The 18,119-nt window shown below is 63.8% G+C and carries 16 protein-coding genes; 5 read left to right on the top strand and 11 right to left on the bottom strand.

The features are described from left to right. Positions 1 to 8 precede the first annotated feature (8 nt). From H145_RS0112460 to H145_RS0112495, 8 genes are all read right to left on the bottom strand, one after another. Entirely contained in the window at positions 9 to 218 is a 210-nt protein-coding gene (locus H145_RS0112460; RefSeq protein ID WP_019948488.1) for a hypothetical protein, read from the bottom strand. Between the two features lie 52 nt (positions 219 to 270). Next, entirely contained in the window at positions 271 to 1,692 is a 1,422-nt protein-coding gene (dgt, locus tag H145_RS0112465) for a dGTP triphosphohydrolase (RefSeq protein WP_019948489.1), read from the bottom strand. 81 nt (positions 1,693 to 1,773) lie between these two features. After that, the gene (locus H145_RS0112470) at positions 1,774 to 2,538 is read right to left on the bottom strand and encodes a DUF1361 domain-containing protein (RefSeq protein ID WP_019948490.1); all 765 of its coding nucleotides are present in this window, start codon (positions 2,536 to 2,538) and stop codon (positions 1,774 to 1,776) included. A gap of 296 nt (positions 2,539 to 2,834) precedes the next feature. Beyond that, entirely contained in the window at positions 2,835 to 4,298 is a 1,464-nt protein-coding gene (locus tag H145_RS21180) for a TolC family protein (protein ID WP_019948491.1), read from the bottom strand. 100 nt (positions 4,299 to 4,398) lie between these two features. After that, positions 4,399 to 5,784 carry an HlyD family secretion protein gene (locus H145_RS0112480; RefSeq protein ID WP_019948492.1) on the bottom strand — a complete coding sequence of 462 codons (1,386 nt, stop codon included), beginning with the start codon at positions 5,782 to 5,784 and terminating at the stop codon, positions 4,399 to 4,401. A gap of 59 nt (positions 5,785 to 5,843) precedes the next feature. Further along, positions 5,844 to 7,556 carry a peptidase domain-containing ABC transporter gene (locus tag H145_RS0112485; protein ID WP_019948493.1) on the bottom strand — a complete coding sequence of 571 codons (1,713 nt, stop codon included), beginning with the start codon at positions 7,554 to 7,556 and terminating at the stop codon, positions 5,844 to 5,846. A gap of 39 nt (positions 7,557 to 7,595) precedes the next feature. Next, positions 7,596 to 8,288, bottom strand: a complete 693-nt coding sequence (locus H145_RS0112490; protein ID WP_019948494.1) for a TetR/AcrR family transcriptional regulator — start codon at positions 8,286 to 8,288, stop codon at positions 7,596 to 7,598. 211 nt (positions 8,289 to 8,499) lie between these two features. Continuing rightward, complete coding sequence (locus H145_RS0112495; RefSeq protein ID WP_019948495.1) at positions 8,500 to 9,993, bottom strand: NADP-dependent isocitrate dehydrogenase; 1,494 nt, start codon at positions 9,991 to 9,993, stop codon at positions 8,500 to 8,502. Positions 9,994 to 10,252: 259 nt separating this feature from the next. Between H145_RS0112495 and H145_RS21185 the strand changes: the two genes are divergently transcribed. The 5 genes from H145_RS21185 to H145_RS21190 all read left to right on the top strand — a co-directional run bounded on the left by H145_RS21185 (position 10,253) and on the right by H145_RS21190 (position 15,908). After that, entirely contained in the window at positions 10,253 to 12,004 is a 1,752-nt protein-coding gene (locus H145_RS21185) for an ABC transporter substrate-binding protein (protein ID WP_083937782.1), read from the top strand. Between the two features lie 99 nt (positions 12,005 to 12,103). After that, complete coding sequence (hemL, locus tag H145_RS0112505; protein ID WP_019948497.1) at positions 12,104 to 13,435, top strand: glutamate-1-semialdehyde 2,1-aminomutase; 1,332 nt, start codon at positions 12,104 to 12,106, stop codon at positions 13,433 to 13,435. A 205-nt stretch (positions 13,436 to 13,640) separates the two neighbouring features. Beyond that, positions 13,641 to 14,525 carry a hypothetical protein gene (locus H145_RS0112510; RefSeq protein ID WP_019948498.1) on the top strand — a complete coding sequence of 295 codons (885 nt, stop codon included), beginning with the start codon at positions 13,641 to 13,643 and terminating at the stop codon, positions 14,523 to 14,525. 117 nt (positions 14,526 to 14,642) lie between these two features. Continuing rightward, positions 14,643 to 15,179, top strand: coding sequence for a dCTP deaminase (gene dcd, locus H145_RS0112515; protein WP_019948499.1), 537 nt, complete (start codon positions 14,643 to 14,645; stop codon positions 15,177 to 15,179). Positions 15,180 to 15,401: 222 nt separating this feature from the next. After that, complete coding sequence (locus H145_RS21190; protein ID WP_019948500.1) at positions 15,402 to 15,908, top strand: hypothetical protein; 507 nt, start codon at positions 15,402 to 15,404, stop codon at positions 15,906 to 15,908. Between the two features lie 96 nt (positions 15,909 to 16,004). Here the strand turns inward: H145_RS21190 and gldC are convergent, their stop codons facing one another. The 3 genes from gldC to H145_RS0112535 form a co-directional block, all read right to left on the bottom strand. Beyond that, a complete protein-coding gene (gldC, locus tag H145_RS0112525) occupies positions 16,005 to 16,343 on the bottom strand; it encodes a gliding motility protein GldC (protein WP_019948501.1) in 339 nt (112 codons plus the stop codon). Between the two features lie 162 nt (positions 16,344 to 16,505). Further along, a complete protein-coding gene (gene dnaN, locus H145_RS0112530; RefSeq protein ID WP_019948502.1) occupies positions 16,506 to 17,630 on the bottom strand; it encodes a DNA polymerase III subunit beta in 1,125 nt (374 codons plus the stop codon). Between the two features lie 190 nt (positions 17,631 to 17,820). Further along, positions 17,821 to 18,105 (bottom strand): hypothetical protein, encoded by a 285-nt coding sequence (locus H145_RS0112535; protein ID WP_019948503.1) that lies wholly within the window; start codon positions 18,103 to 18,105, stop codon positions 17,821 to 17,823. Positions 18,106 to 18,119: the final 14 nt, after the last annotated feature.

Genomic DNA, 18,119 nt, shown 5'->3' on the forward strand with positions numbered 1-18,119 from the left:
TCGGAAGATTACCGGTCCGAGTTCCTGAAAGGCGCTTTCCGGAAACCGAGCGACACCAACGATACCAGCGACAGGCAAGCCAGCGCCAGCAGCACGATAAATACGGTTTCCGAGTGCCCGGTCGCCTCATAATCCTTCAGAATGCCACTGAGCAGGAAGCCCGCCGCGAAGGCCGTCAGAATAAGCGCAAAAAGGTGCAGTGGATGGTGAATCTTCATGGCAGAAAAGCTGCGGAATTAGCTGTAAGACGGTGATGCCGCCCAGCAAGCCTCAGAAACCTTTGGGCAGGTCGATGCCGCGAATAGTACGGAACAGGCTGAGCGCGTTCTGGTCGGTGAGGCCGCCGATGTAGTCGGTGAGCAGGATAATCTGCTCGTAGGCGGCCGCGCCCTGCTGGGGGCCGGTGGCGCGGAACTGCTCGGGCAGCAGCTGGCGCAGCTTGCGCGAGCGGGCGCTGTCCTGGGGGTCGAAGGTGGCGGCCAGAAAGGCATCGAGCAGGCCGCCGAGCACCTCGAAGCCGGCCGCTTCAATTTCGAGCACCGGCCGGCTCTGGTAGAGGTGCTGCACGGTGAGGCGGTGAACTTCCTGCAGCTGCTCCCAGCAGTCGAGCTGGCGCACCAGCGGCTCGTCGAGGTGGCCGCGCAGCAGCTGGGGGGCACGGTCGGCGAAGCGGCGGGCGGTTTGCTGCACGAGCTGGTTGATGAGGCGGGCGCGCAGATAGCCCAGCTCCTCGCGCCAGTCGCGCCACTCCACCGAGCCGCGGCGGGTGGGCGCATCGCCGAGCATATCGCGCAGCAGCGCCAGCCCCGGCCCACTCGGAATCAAACCCAGCTTGAGGCCATCCTCGAAGTCGATGATGCGGTAGCAGATGTCGTCGGCGGCCTCTACCAGAAAAGCCAATGGGTGGCGGTGGTAGAAGCCGGCAGCCTCCGAGTCGGCCGGCTTGGGCAGCAGGCCCAGCTCGCGGGCCACCTCCTCAAACCGCCCGGCTTCGGTCTGGAAGTAGCCGTATTTCTTCTCGCTGATGCCTTCGGTGCAGCCGGCCTCGGGCAGCACCGAGGGGCGCGGGTACTTGCTGAACGCGCCCAGCGTGGCGTACGTCAGGCCCAGGCCCGCCGAGCCGCTACTGTGGGCCGCGTAGGTGTGGGTGAGCACCCGGAAGCCCGCGGCATTGCCCTCGAAATGCTGCAAATCGGCGCGCTGGCCCTCGCTGAGCATGCGCACGAAGGGCTCGGCGGCGGGGCTGCGGAAGTAGGCCGAAATGGCGTCCTCGCCCGAGTGGCCGAAGGGCGGGTTGCCGATGTCGTGGGCCAGGCAGGCGGCGGCCACAATGTCGCCGAAGTCGGCGTCGAGGTGGGGCAGCTCGGTGGCCAGGCCCTCGGTTTCTTCGAGCAGCAGCCGGCCCCCGAGGCGGCCGAGCGAGCGGCCCACGCAGGCCGTTTCGAGCGAGTGCGTGAGGCGGGTGTGCACGAAGTCGGTTTCGGGCAGCGGCATCACCTGGGTTTTGCGCTGCAGCCGCCGGAAGGCCGAGCTAAACACCACCCGGTCGTAGTCGGCCACGAAGGCCCCGCGTACCGGCGCGGCCTCGCTCACGACGTGCAGCTGCGGCTGCTCGGGGTAGCGGCGGCGGCTCAGCAGCTGGCCCCAGCGCATGGTGGGGGCGTTTTCGTCGGGGGGCGTGAGGTGGAGCATGGCATTAAAAGAGCTACAAGCCGCAAGCTACAAGCTGCAAGTTGATTTTCGAACAGCAGCTTGCGGCTTGTGGCTTGCAGCTCAACTACGCTCCTCCCCCATCCGGCCCAGCAGGCGCACGGTGGCGTAGCCGAGCAGCAGAAACAGGCCGTAGAGCAGCGTAACGCCCCAGGTGCCGAGGTAGGCCCGCGGGTGCAGCAGGCGCGTGAGGATGTCGTAGAACAGGTTGATGGGGTTGGTGAGCACATCCCAGCTGTTGAAGCGCAGGTAGCGGCCCAGGTAGATGCCGAAACTGCTCAGCAACAGCGCCAGCGCGGCAAAGCCCCAGCCGGCCAGCGCGCCCAGCCGGCGCGTTACGAGCTGCTGCATGTCGGTGAGCGAGGCGTAGGCCAGCATCAACCCGTTCCAGGCGCAGCTCAGCAGCAGGGCCAAATCGTACCAGTAGGGCACGCCGGGGCGCGGGTGCAGGTGGAACAGGTCGGTGAGGATGTAGGGCGCGTTGGGAAAGAACAGCAGCCAGGCCGCGCCCACCGGCAGCAGCAGCCGCAGCCGCAGCCGGCCGGCGGCCAGGCCCAGCATGGTGCTCAGCCCAAACGGCACCAAAGCCAGAAACAGGTTCCAGAGCAGAAAAATAAAGCTGATCTGGCGCGTCAGCAGCACCCGGCCGGTAATCAGGCCCACGCTCAGAGCCAGCGAGAGGCCCAGCACCAGCAGCAGGCTCAGGCGCCGCCGCAGTTGGGTTTGGGAAAAGGTGCTAACCGACATCGACATACCCGCAAATACGGCAATTTCAAGTGTCCGGAACTGCCGCGGTACCTGGCCCAGGCGCGTCAGGTCCGCAAACAAGCAAAGCCGTAACGCGGCCGACTGGGGTAATGACGCGGCAAATCGAACCTATAACGGGGCAAGTTGAACCCGTAACGCGGTAAATCAGACCCGTAACCTGGCAAGCCGAATCCTTAGCAGAGCACATCAGACTCGTAAGGCAACAAATCAAACCTTTAACGGGGCAAATCAGACCCGCAACATGATAAATAAAGCTTATAACAGGACAAATCAACCCTTCAATATAACGAATCAAATCCGTAACCCGGCAAATTGAACGCGCAGCGGGCGGGTTTGCCCCCGTAACGCGGCATGCGCTACGGCTGTGGCTCCTCGGCAATGCCGCCGGCGGCCCAGCGCAGCGTGGCCTGGGTCTGGGCGTACTTGGCCTGCAGCTCGGCCAGCTTCTGGCGGGCTTCCAGCAGCTTGGCCTCGCGCGCGTTGAGCAGGAACACCGAGCTTTCGCCGTTTTCGAAGCGGATTTGCTCGCCGTTCAGCAGCCGGCCGGCATTGGCAGCTACCTGGGCCTGCAGGGCCAGCTGCTCGCGCAGGGCGGCCCAGCTGTTGGCCACGGTCAGCACGCCGGTTTCAATTTCGCGGGCGTCCTGCTGCAGGCTCAGCTCGGCGTCCTGCTGCTTGAGGCGGTTGAGCTGGAGCTTGGCCCGCTCCTGGCGCAGCAGCAGCGGGTAGGCAAAGCTCAGGCCCAGCTTGTAGTTGTTTTCGAGGTAGCGGCCGCGCAGGCTGGCGGGCGCCTCGGGGCCGAAGGGCTGGCCGGCCTGCAGCAGGTTGTAGTCGAGGGTGAGCTTGGGCAGCAGCTTGTTGCGCAACAGCCGGTTCTCGACGGACAGCTGCAGCAGCTTGGCTCGGCTCTTTTGTAGCTCCGGATGAATTTGTTGGGCCAGGGCCGTGAGGGCAGCTACCGAATCGGGGCGCAGCGTGCGCCAGTCGGCGGGGGCGGGCAAGGGCTGGGGCCGGGCGGTGGCGGGCAGGCTCAGGGGCTGCTGCTGCTCGTTCCAGAGGTAGTTGCTGAGTTGCAGCGTGGCGTTCTGGAACTCCATTTGGGCCTCACTGAACTCGGCCTGGCGCTTCTGCAGCTCGCCCAGCGCCTCCACCGAGTCGATGGCGGCCAAATCGCCCAGCCGCACGCGCTGGCGCACAGCCCGGAAGCGCACGTCGCCCAGCGCCAGGTTCTGGCGGCGCAGTTCCAACTGCCGGTAGCTCAGGTTCCAGTTCCAGTAGTCTTTGGCAGCCTGCAGCAGCAGCTTGTTGAGGGCGCCGCGCCGCTCGGCTTCGGCCAGGCCCTGCAACGCCTGAGCCTGGCGCACGGCGGCCCGGCGCTCGTCTATCAGCAGGCCCTGGGCCAGCGGCACACTCAGGCCCACGTAGCTCAGGCCTGCCGGGGCCGTGTAGTTTTCGGGGTTGATGTACTTGCCGGTACCCCGCTCGTAGCCGGCTTTCACCTCGAACCCGTACCAGACCGGCACCCGCAGCTGGGTGTCCCAGTCGTGGTAGTATTGCTGGCCCTTGAGGGTTTTGCCGGAGTACTTGCTGGTGGCGGTGGGGTCGAACAGGCCGCGGGCGTAGCGCACCTCCTGGCGGGCGCGCTCGGGCAGCAGCCCCGCCTGCCGGGCAACAGGGTGGCGCAGGGCCACGTAGCCCAGCAAATCGGCCAGGCCAAACACCCGCCCCGAATCGGCCGCCGGCGTGCTCCCCGCAAGCCCTACCGGCACCTGAGCCCGAACCGAAATGGCGGGCAGCAGCGTGAGGACAAACAGGAGCATTCGGAGCAACATGGGGGTTGGTTTAGGAGCGGCAAGCCGTGAGCGGCAAGCGGCAAGCACGTTCAAAAAGCTTGTGGCTTGCAGCTTGTAGCTTGCCGCTTTAATAAGCATCGTCCTGGCCGGCGGCGGGTTTAACGACTTTATCCTTGTTCTGGTGGGCGCTGGTGGGCACGCCTTCGAAGTTGGGCGGGAAGCCGTTGAGCTGGCGCCAGAGCTCGAACCAGATGGGCACGTCGTCGAGCAGGGCCCAGCCGTACACGCCCGAGCCCACCCGCAGCGGCGCGGGCCAGGGTTCCAGGTCGGGGTCGGGCGTTACCAGCACCCGGTACTGGCCCTGCGAGTCCACGTTGTCGATGACGGCCACCCGGCCCCCGAAGGTGCCGAAACTAGAGCCCGGCCAGCCGCTGAACACCAGCGCCGGCCAGCCATCAAACTGCAGCCGCACCTCGCGGCCCACGCTCAGCAGCGGAATGTCCATGGGCTGCACGTACAGCTCGGCGGCCAGCTCGGGCGCGATGGGCAGCACCGTCACCACGGCTTCGCCCTCCTTCACCATTTCGCCAATTCCCTGCTTGAGCGCCCGCACCACGTAGCCGTCCTGCGGGGCCCGGATGGCGTAGTAGCCGGCCCGGATGCTGAGGTTGGCCAGCTCGTTGCGCAGCTTGGCAATCTGGCCTTCCGAGTCGAACTGGTAGGCTACGGCCGAGCGCCGGTCCGACTCCGACTTGGCCAGCTTGTCCTGGTACTCGGCCTGCAACGATGCCAGCTCCAGCCCGGCGTTGGTTTGCTCCTGGCGGGCCTGGTCGAGCGTGTTCTGCTCTTCCTGCAGCTTGGCGCGGCTCTGTTGGAACTTAAGGCGGCGCCCTTCCAGCTCGGTCAGGCTCTTGAGGCCCTGGCGGTACAGCTCTTCCTGCCGGTCGAGCTGCTCGCGGGCAATGGCGAAGTCGTTTTCGGCGGCCCGCAGGGTGGCCTCCTCCGAGCTGACTTTCAGCCGGCTCTGGGCCACTTTATTGCGGGCTTTGCTGAGGCTGACGGCCAGCCCGGTGCGCAGGGCCTGCTGCTGGTTGCCGAGGGCGGCGGTTTTGCCCTCGTTCTGCTCCAGAGCCGAAATTTTGGCTTCCAGCTGCTCGCGGGTGCGCTCCAGCAGCTGGGGGTCGAAGTATTTCTCCTTGATTTCGGTGATGACGACCAGCGTATCGCCCTGCTGCACGCGCTGGCCCTCGCGCACCCGCCAGCTGGCAATGCGGCCGGCAATGGTGCTGGGCACGTTCTGGGGGCGGTCCTGGGGCCGCAGGGTGGTGAGCTTGCCGTACGAGCGGATGTTCTGGGTCCAGGGCAGGAAGCCGGCCAGCACCACGAGCACGCCCAGCACGGCCAGCCAGCGGGCCAGCACCCGGCCGGTGCGCGGCGTTTGCACCCGCTGATACGAGCGGAAGCCGGCCGTCAGCGGGTCGGGTATTTCCAGGGGCGGTTTTACCGGGTTCATAGGTAAGCGACAGAATAGAAAGGCGAAGGGGTGGGCGGCTGTTCCGCAAGCCGGTTCGGCTACAGCAGCCGGGCAATGGTGTCGTAGCTGCCCTCGGCAGCCAGGCGGCCGTCGCGCAGCAGCACCACCCGGTCGCAGAGTTGCAGCACATCGGGGCTGTGGGTGGCTACCAGCACGGTCCAGGGCTCGGTGGGCGCCAGCAGCCGGCCCAGAATGCGCAGGCGCTCGGTGCGCTCGACGCCCGGCAGCGGGTTATCCAGCAGCAGCAACCGGGGCCGGCTAACCAGGGCGCGGGCCAGCAGCAGCTTCTGGCGGGCGCTATCAGAAAGCGGCGTGCCCACGCCGATGGGCGTGTTGAGGCCCTGAACGCGGGCGTACAGCTCATCGCGCAGGCCCACCAGCTCCAGGGCCCAGGCCACATCGGCGGGCTCGATAAAGGCCTGGCCAATGGTGATGTTCTGCAGCAGCGTCCCTTCAAAGAGGGCCTGATGCGAAATATTGTCGGCCAGGTCGCGGCTCAGGCAGGTGGGGGCCAGGTCGCGCAGGGGCCGGTCGCCGTAGGCAACCACGCCGTCGTAGCCTTCGAGCAGGCCGGCCATGATGCTGAGCAGCGTGCTTTTGCCCGAGCCATCGAAGCCCACCAGGCCCACCCGTTCGCCCGGAGCCAGCCGGAGCGACAAATCGGTAACCGTTTCGCTGGCATTGTCGGGGTAGCGGTAGCTCAGGCCGTGCAGCTGCACGCCGAGGCCCGCCAGGGGGCTGGGCCGGGGCAGCTCGTAGGTGCCGCCGCTGGTGGCAGTCAGGGGCAGGTCGAGCACGTAGCCGATTTTGTCGAGCGAGGTCAGCGCGTCGTACACCACATCCAGCTTGAGCAGCACCTTTTCCATGGCCGTGATGATGAGGATAATCACGATTTCGGCCGCCACAAACTGGCCGATGTTGAGCTGTTTGGTAATCAGCAGCCAGCAGCCGATAATGAGCAGCGCGGCCGTAATCAGCCCCCGAAACGCCACGAAGCCCCAAAACTGCGTCACCAGCACCCGGAAGTGCGTTTGCCGGGCCGTCAGGTAGCTATCCACCAGCTCGTCGGTGCGGCCGATGGCCAGCTGCTGGCGCACCGGGTTGCGGAACGTGTACACCGTGCGGGCCACGTCTTCGAGCCAGGCCACCACCTGGTACTTGTATTTCGACTCGACGAGGCTGCTTTTCAGGCCGCCCGGACCGGTAGCCCGAACCAGCAGCGCCAGCAGACCCAGCAGCACCAGGCCAAACAGGATGAAGGCCGGATGGTAGAACGAGAGCAGCAGCAGGCCGAACAGAATCTGGAGGGCGGCGGCCGAAAAGTCGATGAGCAGCGTGGTGAGGCCCTTTTGCAGGGTGGGCGCGTCGAGCAGGCGGTTCATCAGCTCGGGCAGGTATTGCCCGTTCAGGGCTTCGGTACGCACGCGGGGCAGGCGCACGGCAAAGTCGTAGCTGATGCGCGCAAACAGCCGTTCCTGAATAAACTCGACCAGGTAGAGCTGCATCACCTGCAAGCCGCCCACGGCAATGGTGCCGAACACGATAAAGCCAATGAGCACGACCAGCGAGGTGCTCACGTCGCCGCTCGTTACGAAGCCGATAACCGACTGCACCCCCAGCGGCAGCGTGAGGCTGATGAGGCCCGCCAGGCCCGCATACATATAGAGGTAGGTGATGTCGCGCCGCTCGCTGTGCAGCAGCTTCCACAGCCGTTGCGTGGGGGTGAGCGAGGTTGCCGGGGCGTTGGCCATAAACGGGTAAAGGCGGGGGAAGTATTGAAAAGAAGTCGGCTAAAGCGCCACGCCACGCTGCTCGCGCAGCGCGCCAAAAGCCAGGCTTTCCAGGAAATGACACACATTCTGCTCCTGCTCGCCGGCGCCCGGGGTATCGGTGAGGCCGGGCAGGTGGCGGGCAAAGAAGTGCTGCTTGCGGGCGGCCTCTACCAGCGTGCTCACCAGCGCCCGCGGGTACGGGTAGGCGGGGTTAAGCTCGGCCACCACCTCGGCCACTTCGGCCACCAGGCGCTTGTACTCGCGGAAAAGCCCGGCCTGGTTGTCCTGGTCGACATCGTGGGTGAGGTAGGCCTTGGAGGCCTCGTTGACCACGATGCGGTGCAGGGCCGCTTCGTCGAGCGACGGGGTGCTGGGGTCGTCGTGGTGGGCGCGGGTGAGAATGCCCAGAATCAGGCGCAGGCGCTGGGCGGCGTCGGGCACGTTGTGGGTGTGAAACCGAATCTGGTAGCGCAGCCAGGCCCAGTACCACGACACCAGGTACACCAGCAGCCGGTGCTTGTTTTCGAAGTAGCGGTAGAGCGAGGCTTCCGTTGATTCCATGCGCTGGGCCAGCTTTTTAAACGTGAACTGCTCCAGCCCGATTTCATCCAGCAGCTTCACGCTCTCGGCCACCAGCCGGCGGCCCAGCTCCGTGTCCTGGGGGTCGCGCAGGTACAGGCGTTCATTCAGCTCAATGCGTAATGGATTCATAGTCAAATGCAAGAAAGGCGGCGGGCAGCACTTTACTACTTGATAGTGATGCTACCGCGTCGGCGCACAAATTCGCCTTACCCCACCAAAGCCAGCTGCGGAACTTCCCTCCCGGAATGTTTGGCAAAGGTACTTAGGTGGGGCAAGGCCGAACTTAAATCAGGGTTAAATCAGGCTTAAATTTCGATTAAAGAAAGCCTTGGCGCGCCGCTTATTCGCCCTGTCCCAGCGAGAAAGCGCGCTGCCCGTCCATAAGGTACAGGTTTTCGGTTTTGATGACCATGACGCCGGCTTCGGTCAGGCGGCGCTGCAAATCGAGCACCTGCCCGAACTGCACCGGCGTGTAGCCCACCTCGGTGGCCGTGGCGGCCGTGGCGTTGGCGGCCACAAACCGGCAGCGCCAGTGGTCGGTGCAGAACGTTTCGTCGTGGCCGTTGGGGTACACCTTCACGCCGCGGTTGGTGATGAGTTTGAGCTTCATATCGGGTCCCGCCAGCCGGACCAGCTGCCCGCCCAGCTCGTTGGGGTCGAAACCGCTCCAGCACACAAACAAGTCGGAGCCCACCAGCTGCTGCGCCACCACGGGCCGCTCGTAGGCCGCAGTAGCCCTGGCGGCGGGCCGACTGGTTTCGGCTGCCTCACCTGCCTTAAACGGGGCCAACTGCTGCGGCATGCGGCCCAGGCGCTCTATTACGGCGTCGGCAAACCCTTCGGTGCTTACTTTAACAGCACTGGTTTCGGGGCGGTAGATGTCGGCCGTGTGCAGGCCGTCTTCGAGGGCGCAGAGCCAGGCGTTGTGCACGCGGGCGGCCACGTCGTGCTGGCCCAGGTGCACGAGCATGAGCACGGCGGCCTGCAACAGGCCCGAGGGGTTGGCAATGCCCCGGCCGGCAATATCGGGGGCCGAGCCGTGGATAGCCTCGAACAGGGCGCCCTGGTCGCCGATGTTCGACGAGCCCGCCAGGCCCACCGAGCCGGCTATCTGGGCCACCACATCCGAAATAATGTCGCCGTACAGGTTCAGCGTCACGATTACGTCGTAGCGTTCGGGCGTGTCGGCCAGCCGGGCCGTGCCGATGTCGATAATCTGGTGGTCCTGGCCCAGGTCGGGGTACTCCTGCCCGATTTCCATGAACACCTTATGAAACAGCCCATCGGTGAGCTTCATGATGTTGTCCTTGGTCATGCAGGTCACGTGCTTGCGGCCGTGCTTGCGGGCGTACTCGAAGGCGTAGCGCACGATTTTCTCGCAGCCGGGCCGGCTCACCAGCTTCAGGCACTGCACCACTTCGGGCGTCTGCTGGTGCTCGATGCCGGCGTAGAGGTCCTCCTCGTTCTCGCGCACAATCACGATATCGAGGTCGGGGTGGCGGGTGAATACGGCCGGGTAGAGCGAGCGGGTGGGCCGCACGTTGGCGTACAAACCCAGGGTTTTGCGCAGCGTTACGTTCAGGCTCTTGTAGCCTCCGCCGAGCGGCGTCGTGATGGGCGCCTTCAGCAGCACGCCGGTGCGCCGCAGCGAATCCCAGGCCTCCGGCCCGATGCCCGAGGCGTGGCCCGCCAGGTACACCTGCTCGCCCACTTCGATAAACTCGGGCGCCAGCGCCGCGCCGGCCGCTTCCAGAATGCGCAGCGTTTGGGTCATGATTTCGGGGCCGATACCGTCGCCGACGGCCACTGTGATGGGTACTTTGGTGGACTGCATAGTGAATGAAAAGGGGAAAAGTGAAAGCCGGAGACGTTCCGGTTGATGGCCCAAATGTATAATGACTTTCACAAATAATAGTAAAGCTATCAAAACTAAAAGCATCCCCTTCATCCGGCCATTCGTAAACAGCCGTCAGCCTTCCGCTCGGGTTTGCCGGCCATTTTAGCATCCCGGCCGCAACTCCTTACCTTTGCGGCGCGGGCCGCGCTGGTGGTGGCTCCGTGGTTTTTCCGCTCCTTCCCTGGTTTTTCGGTCTATGAGGCTATCTACCCTCCTACCCCTGGTGCTGCTGCTTGCCGGTCTAGCTCCCACTCCGCCGCTGCGGGCCCAGCCCCGGTCGGCGGCCAAACCGGGCGGCCCCGCGGCCCCGGCCGCCGCTACCCCCGACCAGGATTTACACTACAAAAACGGGAAGATTCTGGTGGAGCGCGGCTCCTACGCGCTGGCCATGCAGGAGCTGGAGCCCCTCACGCTGCCCACTGCCAAGTTCGCGCGGGCCCCGGAAGCCGCCTACCTGTACGCCGTGGCCGCCAGCCGCCTGAAAAAATGGGCTGAAGCCGAGCAGATGCTTAACCTGCTGCGCAACCGCTACGCCAACTGGGCCGGCCTGCCCGAAGCCCTGTTTCTGCAGGGTCAGATTTCGTTTGAGCAGCAGGACTACGCCAACGCCCTGGCCGTGCTGAACGGGCTGCCGGCCGGCACGCTGGCCGCCGAGCGGGCCAATATGGAAGCCGCCTACCTGCCCCGCATCGGCGAGAAAGCGACCTTCCAGGCGTTGCTGAAGGATTTTCCGCAGGATGCCGCCCTGGGCCGGGCCTTCGCCGACAAGCTGATAAGCGGCGGCTGGTACACCAGCGCCGACCAGCCCCAGCTCGACCAGCTCATCAGCCGCTTTAAGCTCGACCGCAACGCCTACACGCCCCGGCTGGGCGGCACCAAAAAAAGCAGCTACAACATCGGGGTGCTGCTGCCCTTCGAGTTCAATGATACGAGTTGGGAAAAGCGCCGCCGCAACCAGTTCGTGACTGACCTGTACGCCGGCCTGCGCCTGGCCCAGGACTCGCTCCAGCGCGCCGGCCGGCCGGTGCAACTCTTTGCCTACGACACCGGCGCCGATACCGTGCAGCTCAAGCAGGTGCTCACGCTGCCCGAGCTGGCCGGCATGGACCTCATCATTGGCCCCATTTATAAGTCGGGCTCGAAGCTGCTGGCCCAGTACGCCCAGCAGCACCAGATTGCCGTTGTCAACCCGCTGTCGCAGGATGGCAGCCTAGTGCTCGACAATGCCTGGCACTACCTGTTCGAGCCCGCCACCACCACCCAGGCCCGGCAGGCGGCGCAGTTCGCCTACACCCGCCTGGGTGGCCCGCGCACGGCCGTGGTGCTCTACGAAGACACCAACGACGAAACCGCGTTCGGGCTGGCCTACAAGCAGGCCTACGAGGCGCTGGGCGGCAAAGTACTGCAGCTGCGCCGCCTCAAGTCCGACGACGAAACCTCGCTGGCGGCCGGCTTCGGGGGCATCGATCTGAAGACCATCGGCCACCTCGTCGTGGCGTCTGACAACCCTAAAGCGGGCGTGTTTACGCTTTCGGCGCTGCGGGTGCAGAATGCCAAGCCGCCGCTTATCACCTACGCCTCCTGGCTCGACAACAACCGTCTCAGCCTCGACCAGCTCGACTCGCGCGACGTGTACTTTATCCATCCTAAGTACCTCGACCGCAACAGCGCCGGGGTGCGGCGGGTGCGCCAGCTTTACTCGCAGCAAATGAACCTGCCGCCCTCGGTGTTTGCCTATACGGGCTTCGAGCTGCTCTACTATTTCGGCAGCCAGCTGCACCAGTACGGCCCGGCGTTCCAGCAGCCGCTGGCGGGCAGCGGGCCGGTGTCGGGGGCCGTGTTCCAGGGCATCGGCTACCCCGACGGCGCCCACGACAACCAGTACGTGCCCATCACCAAGCTCGAACGGCTGGAGGTGGAAGTGCTGAACCCGGTAGGCTTCCGGTAGTTGTTTAGTATTGAGTAATGGGTATTGAGTAGTTAGATACCCGTAACTCGAATCTCGACTGAAACGGTCCGATTTTAACTTCCTCTTACGCTACTTCTCATGTCTCACGACTCCATAATCCATACTAAAACGGCCCTCAACCTCGCCACTTCCGACGCCCTGTTCACCCGCGCCCAGCACCACATTCCGGGCGGCGTCAACTCGCCGGTGCGGGCCTTCCGGGCCGTGGGCGGGCATCCGGTGTTCATGCAGTCGGCTAAGGGGGCCTGGCTGACCGACGTAGACGGCAATAAGTACCTCGACTTCATCAACTCCTGGGGCCCGATGATTCTGGGCCACGCCCCCGACATTGTAGTGGACGCCGTGCAGAAGGCCGCCGGCGACTCGCTCTCGTTTGGCGCGCCCACCCGCCGCGAGGTGGAAATGGCCGAGTTGATCAAGAAAATGGTGCCCAGCATCGAGAAGGTGCGGCTGGTGAACTCGGGCACCGAGGCCACCATGTCGGCCATCCGGGTAGCGCGGGGCTTCACGGGGCGCGACAAAATCATCAAGTTCGAGGGCTGCTACCACGGCCACGGCGACTCATTTCTGATTGCCGCCGGCTCGGGCGCCCTCACGCTCGGCGCCCCCGACTCGCCCGGTGTCACGCAGGGCGTGGCCCTCGACACGCTCACGGCCCCCTACAACGACCTGGCTGCCACCGAGCGGCTCATTCTGGCCAACGAAGGCCAGGTAGCGGCCCTGATTCTGGAGCCCGTGGTGGGCAATATGGGCCTGGTGGCCCCGGCCGAGGGCTACCTGCAGGGCTTGCGCGACCTGTGCACGAAGCACGGCATCGTGCTCATTTTTGATGAGGTGATGACCGGCTTCCGCCTCGCCCGCGGCGGCGCCCAGGAGCTGTTCGGCATCACGCCCGACCTGACCACACTGGGCAAAATTATCGGCGGCGGCATGCCCGTGGGCGCCTACGGCGGCCGCCAGGATATTATGGACCAGGTGGCCCCGGCCGGCAAAGTATATCAGGCGGGCACCCTCTCGGGCAACCCCATTGCCACGGCCGCCGGCATCGCTCAGCTCACCTACCTGCAGGAGCACCCCGAACTGTACACCGAGCTGGACCGCATCACGGCCCGCCTGGCCGACGGCACCCGCCAGATTTGCGCCGACCTGGGCCTGAACTACACCGTCAACCGCGTGGGCTCGATGTTCAGCGTCTTCTTCACCGACCAGCCCGTGCGCAACCTCGACGAGGCCAAAACCTCCGACACCGAGGCGTTCGGCCGCTACTTCCGGGCCATGCTCAACCGCGGCATCTACCTGGCTCCGGCCCTCTACGAAGCCCTGTTCATCAGCATCTCTATGACCGACGACCTCGTGGACCGCTACCTGACCGCCTGCCGCGAGTCGATGATAGAGGCGCATGGGTTGTAAGGGTTAGGGATTAGGGATTAGGGATTAGGGATTAGGGATTAGAGAAAGAACGTCATTCAGAGCGCCGCGAAGAATCTCGCGTGTTGACGTTGTGCATCATTATAACATCAACACGCGAGATTCTTCGCGGCGCTCTGAATGACGTTCTTTTAGCTAACAACTAATCAGTAAAAACCCGACCTTTGCGCGAATCAACCGCGCTTACATGTTCCGATTTCGCCCGCTGCCGCTGCTTTTCCTGTTGCTGGGGCTCGTGTTGCCCCTGCTGCTGACGGCCCAGACGGTTACCGGCCCGGCCGCGGCCAACAAGCGCCTCTTCGACCGCACCGTCGATGAGCTGAATTTCCGGACGATGGAAACGGTGTACGACAAGTCGTTCACCCGCGCCAAGTATCCGGTAAGTCTGCGCTCGACCAAGGCCCGCGCCGAGTTCGACACCTACTTCGGCCGCGAAGACCTGAAGAAGCTATTTCGCAACTACAACGGCGTTTCGGAGCGGTTTAAGGGCCAGTTTGGCAAGGGCCGCACCGATTTACTGGAGTTCGAGAAGCAGCTCAACAGCCTGCTGGTCGACCGCAACTTCGAGTTCTTTATCCGGGTGCTGCCGCGCGATGAGCGGGTGGCGCTGGTGCGTACGCTGCAACGGCTCATCAAGCAGAGCGCGGCCCAGTTCAACGCCTCGCAGGACCCCACCCCCGACGAAGTAGCTGCCGACGTGGCCACCGTACCGGCTGCCGCCGATGGCGCCGCGCCCGCCACGCTGGCCCCCGCCACGGCCGTAGCCGAAGACCCGCACCCGCAGCCCGAAGCCGACCTGGCCGCGGCCCCCGCCTACGCCGGTCCCCGCCCGCTCGACGTGCCCGCCCGCCACGACTGGCTCGATTACCTGAGCCTGATGCTGCTCATCGGCTCGTTTCTGCTGCTGCTCTACCTGGTGCTCAGCGTAGCGCCGGCCCTGCAGCAGCGCCTCGACACCGTACTTCCTGCCGATACCGATGCCGACGACGCGCCCGAACCCCTTCCGCAGCGGCCGCGCCGCACCGCTTCGCGCGCCCTGCCCGAAGACCGCTACGAGGAGGAAGGGGAATAATTATGAATTTTAAATTCTGAATTTTGAATTAATTGGTTGCCTTGCTTTTTTAAAGCAGCCCAATAATTTATTCCAGCTAATTCATAATTAAAAATTCAAAATCCCTAATTCAACAAAATGATTCTTTCTGACCAGCAGATTCTTGCCGAAATTGAGCGGGGCACCATTGTAATTGAGCCCTACGAGCGCAGCTGCCTGGGCACCAACTCCTACGATGTGCACCTGGGCCGCTACCTGGCCACCTACCGCGACGCCGTACTCGACGCCCGCAAGCACAACGAAATCGACGTGTTTGAAATACCGGCCGAGGGCTTTGTGCTGCAGCCCGGCACGCTGTATCTGGGCGTAACCGAGGAGTACACCGAAACCCACGCCCACGTACCCTTCCTGGAGGGCAAGAGCAGCGTCGGCCGCCTGGGCATCGACATTCACGCCACCGCCGGCAAGGGCGACATCGGCTTTTGCAACACCTGGACATTGGAAATCAGCGTGTCGATGCCCGTGCGCATCTACCACGGCATGCCGGTGGGCCAGCTCATCTACTTCACGGTGGAGGGCGACGTAGAGAACCTCTACAACCGCAAGCCCAACGCCAAATACAACGAGCGCACGGTAAAGCCCGTCGAGTCGATGATGTGGAAAAACGCCTTCTAGGCAACCGCAAACGGCCCTAGTAAGCCGCTTGGCAATCAGCCCGCGGGGCGGCCTGGGCCGTTGCGCGGGCCGGTTGCTTTTAAGCAGGTATCGGGCCGCCCAGGGCCGCGGAGTAAACTACCTGGCATCATTTTTCGTTAGGGAGGGGCAAGCCCCGGCTTACGCGCCGGCTGGCAATCAAGGATTTGTCCTTGCCCCATCTATTCACGCTATTCTTTCCCGATGAAAAAGATACTTGCCCTCGCCTCCGCTCTGCTCCTGACTTCGTTTGGCGTGTATGCCCAGCAACGCGCCCCGCTGGTTGTCAAGCAGGATAAAACCAAGCCCTCCCCGCGCCTCAACCCCGGCCAGCAGCACGCCCGCGAGCTGTCGTACCAGATGACGCGTGATTTGCGCCTCAACGGCTACCAGAAAACCCGTATTCAGGCCATCAACGAGGATAAGCAAGCGCGCATCATTGCCATCATTCAGCAAAATGAAGGCAACGACAAGCTGATTAAAGACCAGTGCGACGCCGTGTGCAAGGAGCGCGACAAGGAGTTGCAGGCGGTGCTCAGCACCGACCAGTACAGCAACTACTACGGTTCGCGCAAGGAGTACAACGCCTTCAGCATGAACTACAAAACCCAGACGACCAACGATGCTTTCGTGAAGTCGGTGAAGGACCCGGCCCCGGCCAGCAGCAAGGGCGCCACTATTGGCCCCGCCGCTACCAGCAAAACCAAGTAGCATCGTACAAGTTGACACAAAAAGCCCCACCAGCATGATGCCGGCGGGGCTTTTTGGTGTTTGATACGGCCGCTTGGCTGGCTGGCAGCTACCGCGTTATTTCTGCTTTTGCTGCTCCTCCTCGATGTGGTCCATCAGCTGGCGGCACAGCTCGCGCATTTTGGTGGCCATTACCGTGTCGTTGGTGGCGGTGAGCACGCTTTCGGCCATGGCGCCGATGGTATCGACGTAGAAATGCTTCATCTCATCGACGGGCATATCCTTGGTCCAGAGGTCAATTTTCATCGTTCCCCGCTCGTCCCGGTCCCAAAGGGCGATGTTGATGGCTTTGGCAAAGTGAATATCGGGCCCTGCATCGGTGGCCGACCAACTGATGGCCTCGGGCACCTTCTGGTCGTCGAGGGCAATGCTGAAGCGGATTTCAGATTTCTTCATCACGGATTAGCGTGGATTTAAACGGATTTCACGGATTTTGTAGGCGGGTCACGAAGCAGCACGAATCCGGATGGATTTCATGAATGGTATCCTGGGAACAGTCGTTCGACGGGCCCATCTACAAAATCCGTGAAATCCGCTAAAATCCGCGCTAATCCGTGATCAGACGTAGTTGTTGAGCATCACGGGCATCACCAGCATCAGGATGTTCTCGTGGTCGTCGGGGGTGGTGGGCATCAGCAGGCCGGCGCGGTTGGGCGTGCTCAGCTCCAGCGTAATTTCCTCCGAGTCGATGTTGCTCAGCATTTCCTGCAGGAACTTAGCGTTGAAGCCGATTTCCATGTCCTCGCCATCGTACTGGCAGGCCAGCTTCTCGTTGGCTTCGTTGCTGAAGTCGAGGTCTTCGGCCGACACCGTCAGCTCGGAACCCGCGAGGCGCAGGCGCACCTGGTGGGTGGTTTTGTTGGAGTAGATGCTGATGCGCTTCACCGAGTTCAGCAGCTCCTGACGGCTGATGATGAGCTTGTTGGGGTTGCTGACCGGAATGACGTTCTCGTAGTCGGGGTAGCGCTCATCAATCAGGCGGCACACGAGGCGCATCTGGTTGAAGCTGAAGTAGGCGTTGGAAGCGTTGAACTCCATGCGCACGGGCGTGGCCTCGGAGGGCAGCGCGCCCTTAAGCAGGTTGAAGGCCTTGCGCGGGATGATGATGTTGCTGGTCTGGCCCGCGCCCACGTCGGAGCGGCGGTAGCGCAGCAGGCGGTGGCCGTCGGTGGCCACAAAGGTTACCTGGTTGTCGGCCAGCTGCACCAGAATGCCGGTCATGGCCGGGCGCAGCTCGTCGGTGCTCACGGCGAAGATGGTTTTGTTGATGGCCCGGCTCAGCGACGAGGAGGGCATCTCAACCGGGGCCGTGCCCTTTACCACCGGCACGCGGGGGAAGTCAGTGGCATTCTCGCCGGCCAGCTTGTAGCGGCCGTTGGAGCTGGCAATTTCGATGCTGTAGGTTTCCTCGTCGAGCGTGAAGGTAACGGGCTGGTCGGGCAGGTTCTTGAGCGTGTCGAGCAGGATGCGGGCGGGGGCGGCAATGCGGCCGCTTTCGCGGGCCTCCACGGGCAGCTCCGTCATCATGCTCGTCTCCAGGTCGGAGGCCGTAATCGTCAGCTTGCCGTCCTCGATTTCAAAGAGAAAGTTCTCCAGAATAGGCACCACGGGGTTGTTCGTAACCACGCCGTTGATGCTCTGGAGCTGCTTGAGCAGGGCGGAAGACGAGACGATGAACTTCATAGGGAGAGTTGAGTTGGAAGGCAGTTTGGGTAATGAGCAAAGATAGGCAACGCGGCCGGGGTTTGCTAGCGGGGCCGGGCGGCGTGGACCGGGAATGTGGCAGCCGTGGTGCCAACACCGCAAAACAGCCATCATAGTGCCGGCCTCACTCCCACCGCCCGCAGGTTAGCAGCCAATGGCACGACTTATTTTACTGCCCAATAGCGACCCAGAGGGCCTTTGCCAGCAGCAGCAACCCCGTCGCCGCCAATGCCAGCAGCAGCGCCACGCCCAGCCCCTGCAGCAGCCCCGTCAGCACTGCCGAGCCAGCCGTGGCGTAGCGGCCGCCGTAGCGCCCGGCCAGCTGCTCGCGCACCCGCCGCGGCCGCCAGTAGCGCAGGTACAGGTATCCGAAGCCGACGCAAGCCTTTATGCCGTGCCACGGGGAGCCCAGCAGGCCTTCAACCAGTATTTCGCCGATGAATTCGCCGAGCATAATTGTGTCTGGTT

The organism is Hymenobacter aerophilus DSM 13606 (assembly GCF_000382225.1).
Lineage (GTDB): Bacteria > Bacteroidota > Bacteroidia > Cytophagales > Hymenobacteraceae > Hymenobacter > Hymenobacter aerophilus.

Bases quoted from the DNA above. Each gene is read 5' to 3' on its own strand.
- H145_RS0112460 (WP_019948488.1), bottom strand. From the start codon at position 218: ATGAAGATTCACCATCCACTGCACCTTTTTGCGCTTATTCTGACGGCC.
- dgt (WP_019948489.1), bottom strand. From the start codon at position 1,692: ATGCTCCACCTCACGCCCCCCGACGAAAACGCCCCCACCATGCGCTGG.
- H145_RS21180 (WP_019948491.1), bottom strand. From the start codon at position 4,298: ATGCTCCTGTTTGTCCTCACGCTGCTGCCCGCCATTTCGGTTCGGGCT.
- H145_RS0112480 (WP_019948492.1), bottom strand. From the start codon at position 5,784: ATGAACCCGGTAAAACCGCCCCTGGAAATACCCGACCCGCTGACGGCC.
- H145_RS0112485 (WP_019948493.1), bottom strand. From the start codon at position 7,556: ATGGCCAACGCCCCGGCAACCTCGCTCACCCCCACGCAACGGCTGTGG.
- H145_RS0112490 (WP_019948494.1), bottom strand. From the start codon at position 8,288: ATGAATCCATTACGCATTGAGCTGAATGAACGCCTGTACCTGCGCGAC.
- H145_RS0112495 (WP_019948495.1), bottom strand. From the start codon at position 9,993: ATGCAGTCCACCAAAGTACCCATCACAGTGGCCGTCGGCGACGGTATC.
- H145_RS21185 (WP_083937782.1), top strand. From the start codon at position 10,253: ATGAGGCTATCTACCCTCCTACCCCTGGTGCTGCTGCTTGCCGGTCTA.
- hemL (WP_019948497.1), top strand. From the start codon at position 12,104: ATGTCTCACGACTCCATAATCCATACTAAAACGGCCCTCAACCTCGCC.
- H145_RS0112510 (WP_019948498.1), top strand. From the start codon at position 13,641: ATGTTCCGATTTCGCCCGCTGCCGCTGCTTTTCCTGTTGCTGGGGCTC.
- dcd (WP_019948499.1), top strand. From the start codon at position 14,643: ATGATTCTTTCTGACCAGCAGATTCTTGCCGAAATTGAGCGGGGCACC.
- H145_RS21190 (WP_019948500.1), top strand. From the start codon at position 15,402: ATGAAAAAGATACTTGCCCTCGCCTCCGCTCTGCTCCTGACTTCGTTT.
- gldC (WP_019948501.1), bottom strand. From the start codon at position 16,343: ATGAAGAAATCTGAAATCCGCTTCAGCATTGCCCTCGACGACCAGAAG.
- dnaN (WP_019948502.1), bottom strand. From the start codon at position 17,630: ATGAAGTTCATCGTCTCGTCTTCCGCCCTGCTCAAGCAGCTCCAGAGC.
- H145_RS0112535 (WP_019948503.1), bottom strand. From the start codon at position 18,105: ATGCTCGGCGAATTCATCGGCGAAATACTGGTTGAAGGCCTGCTGGGC.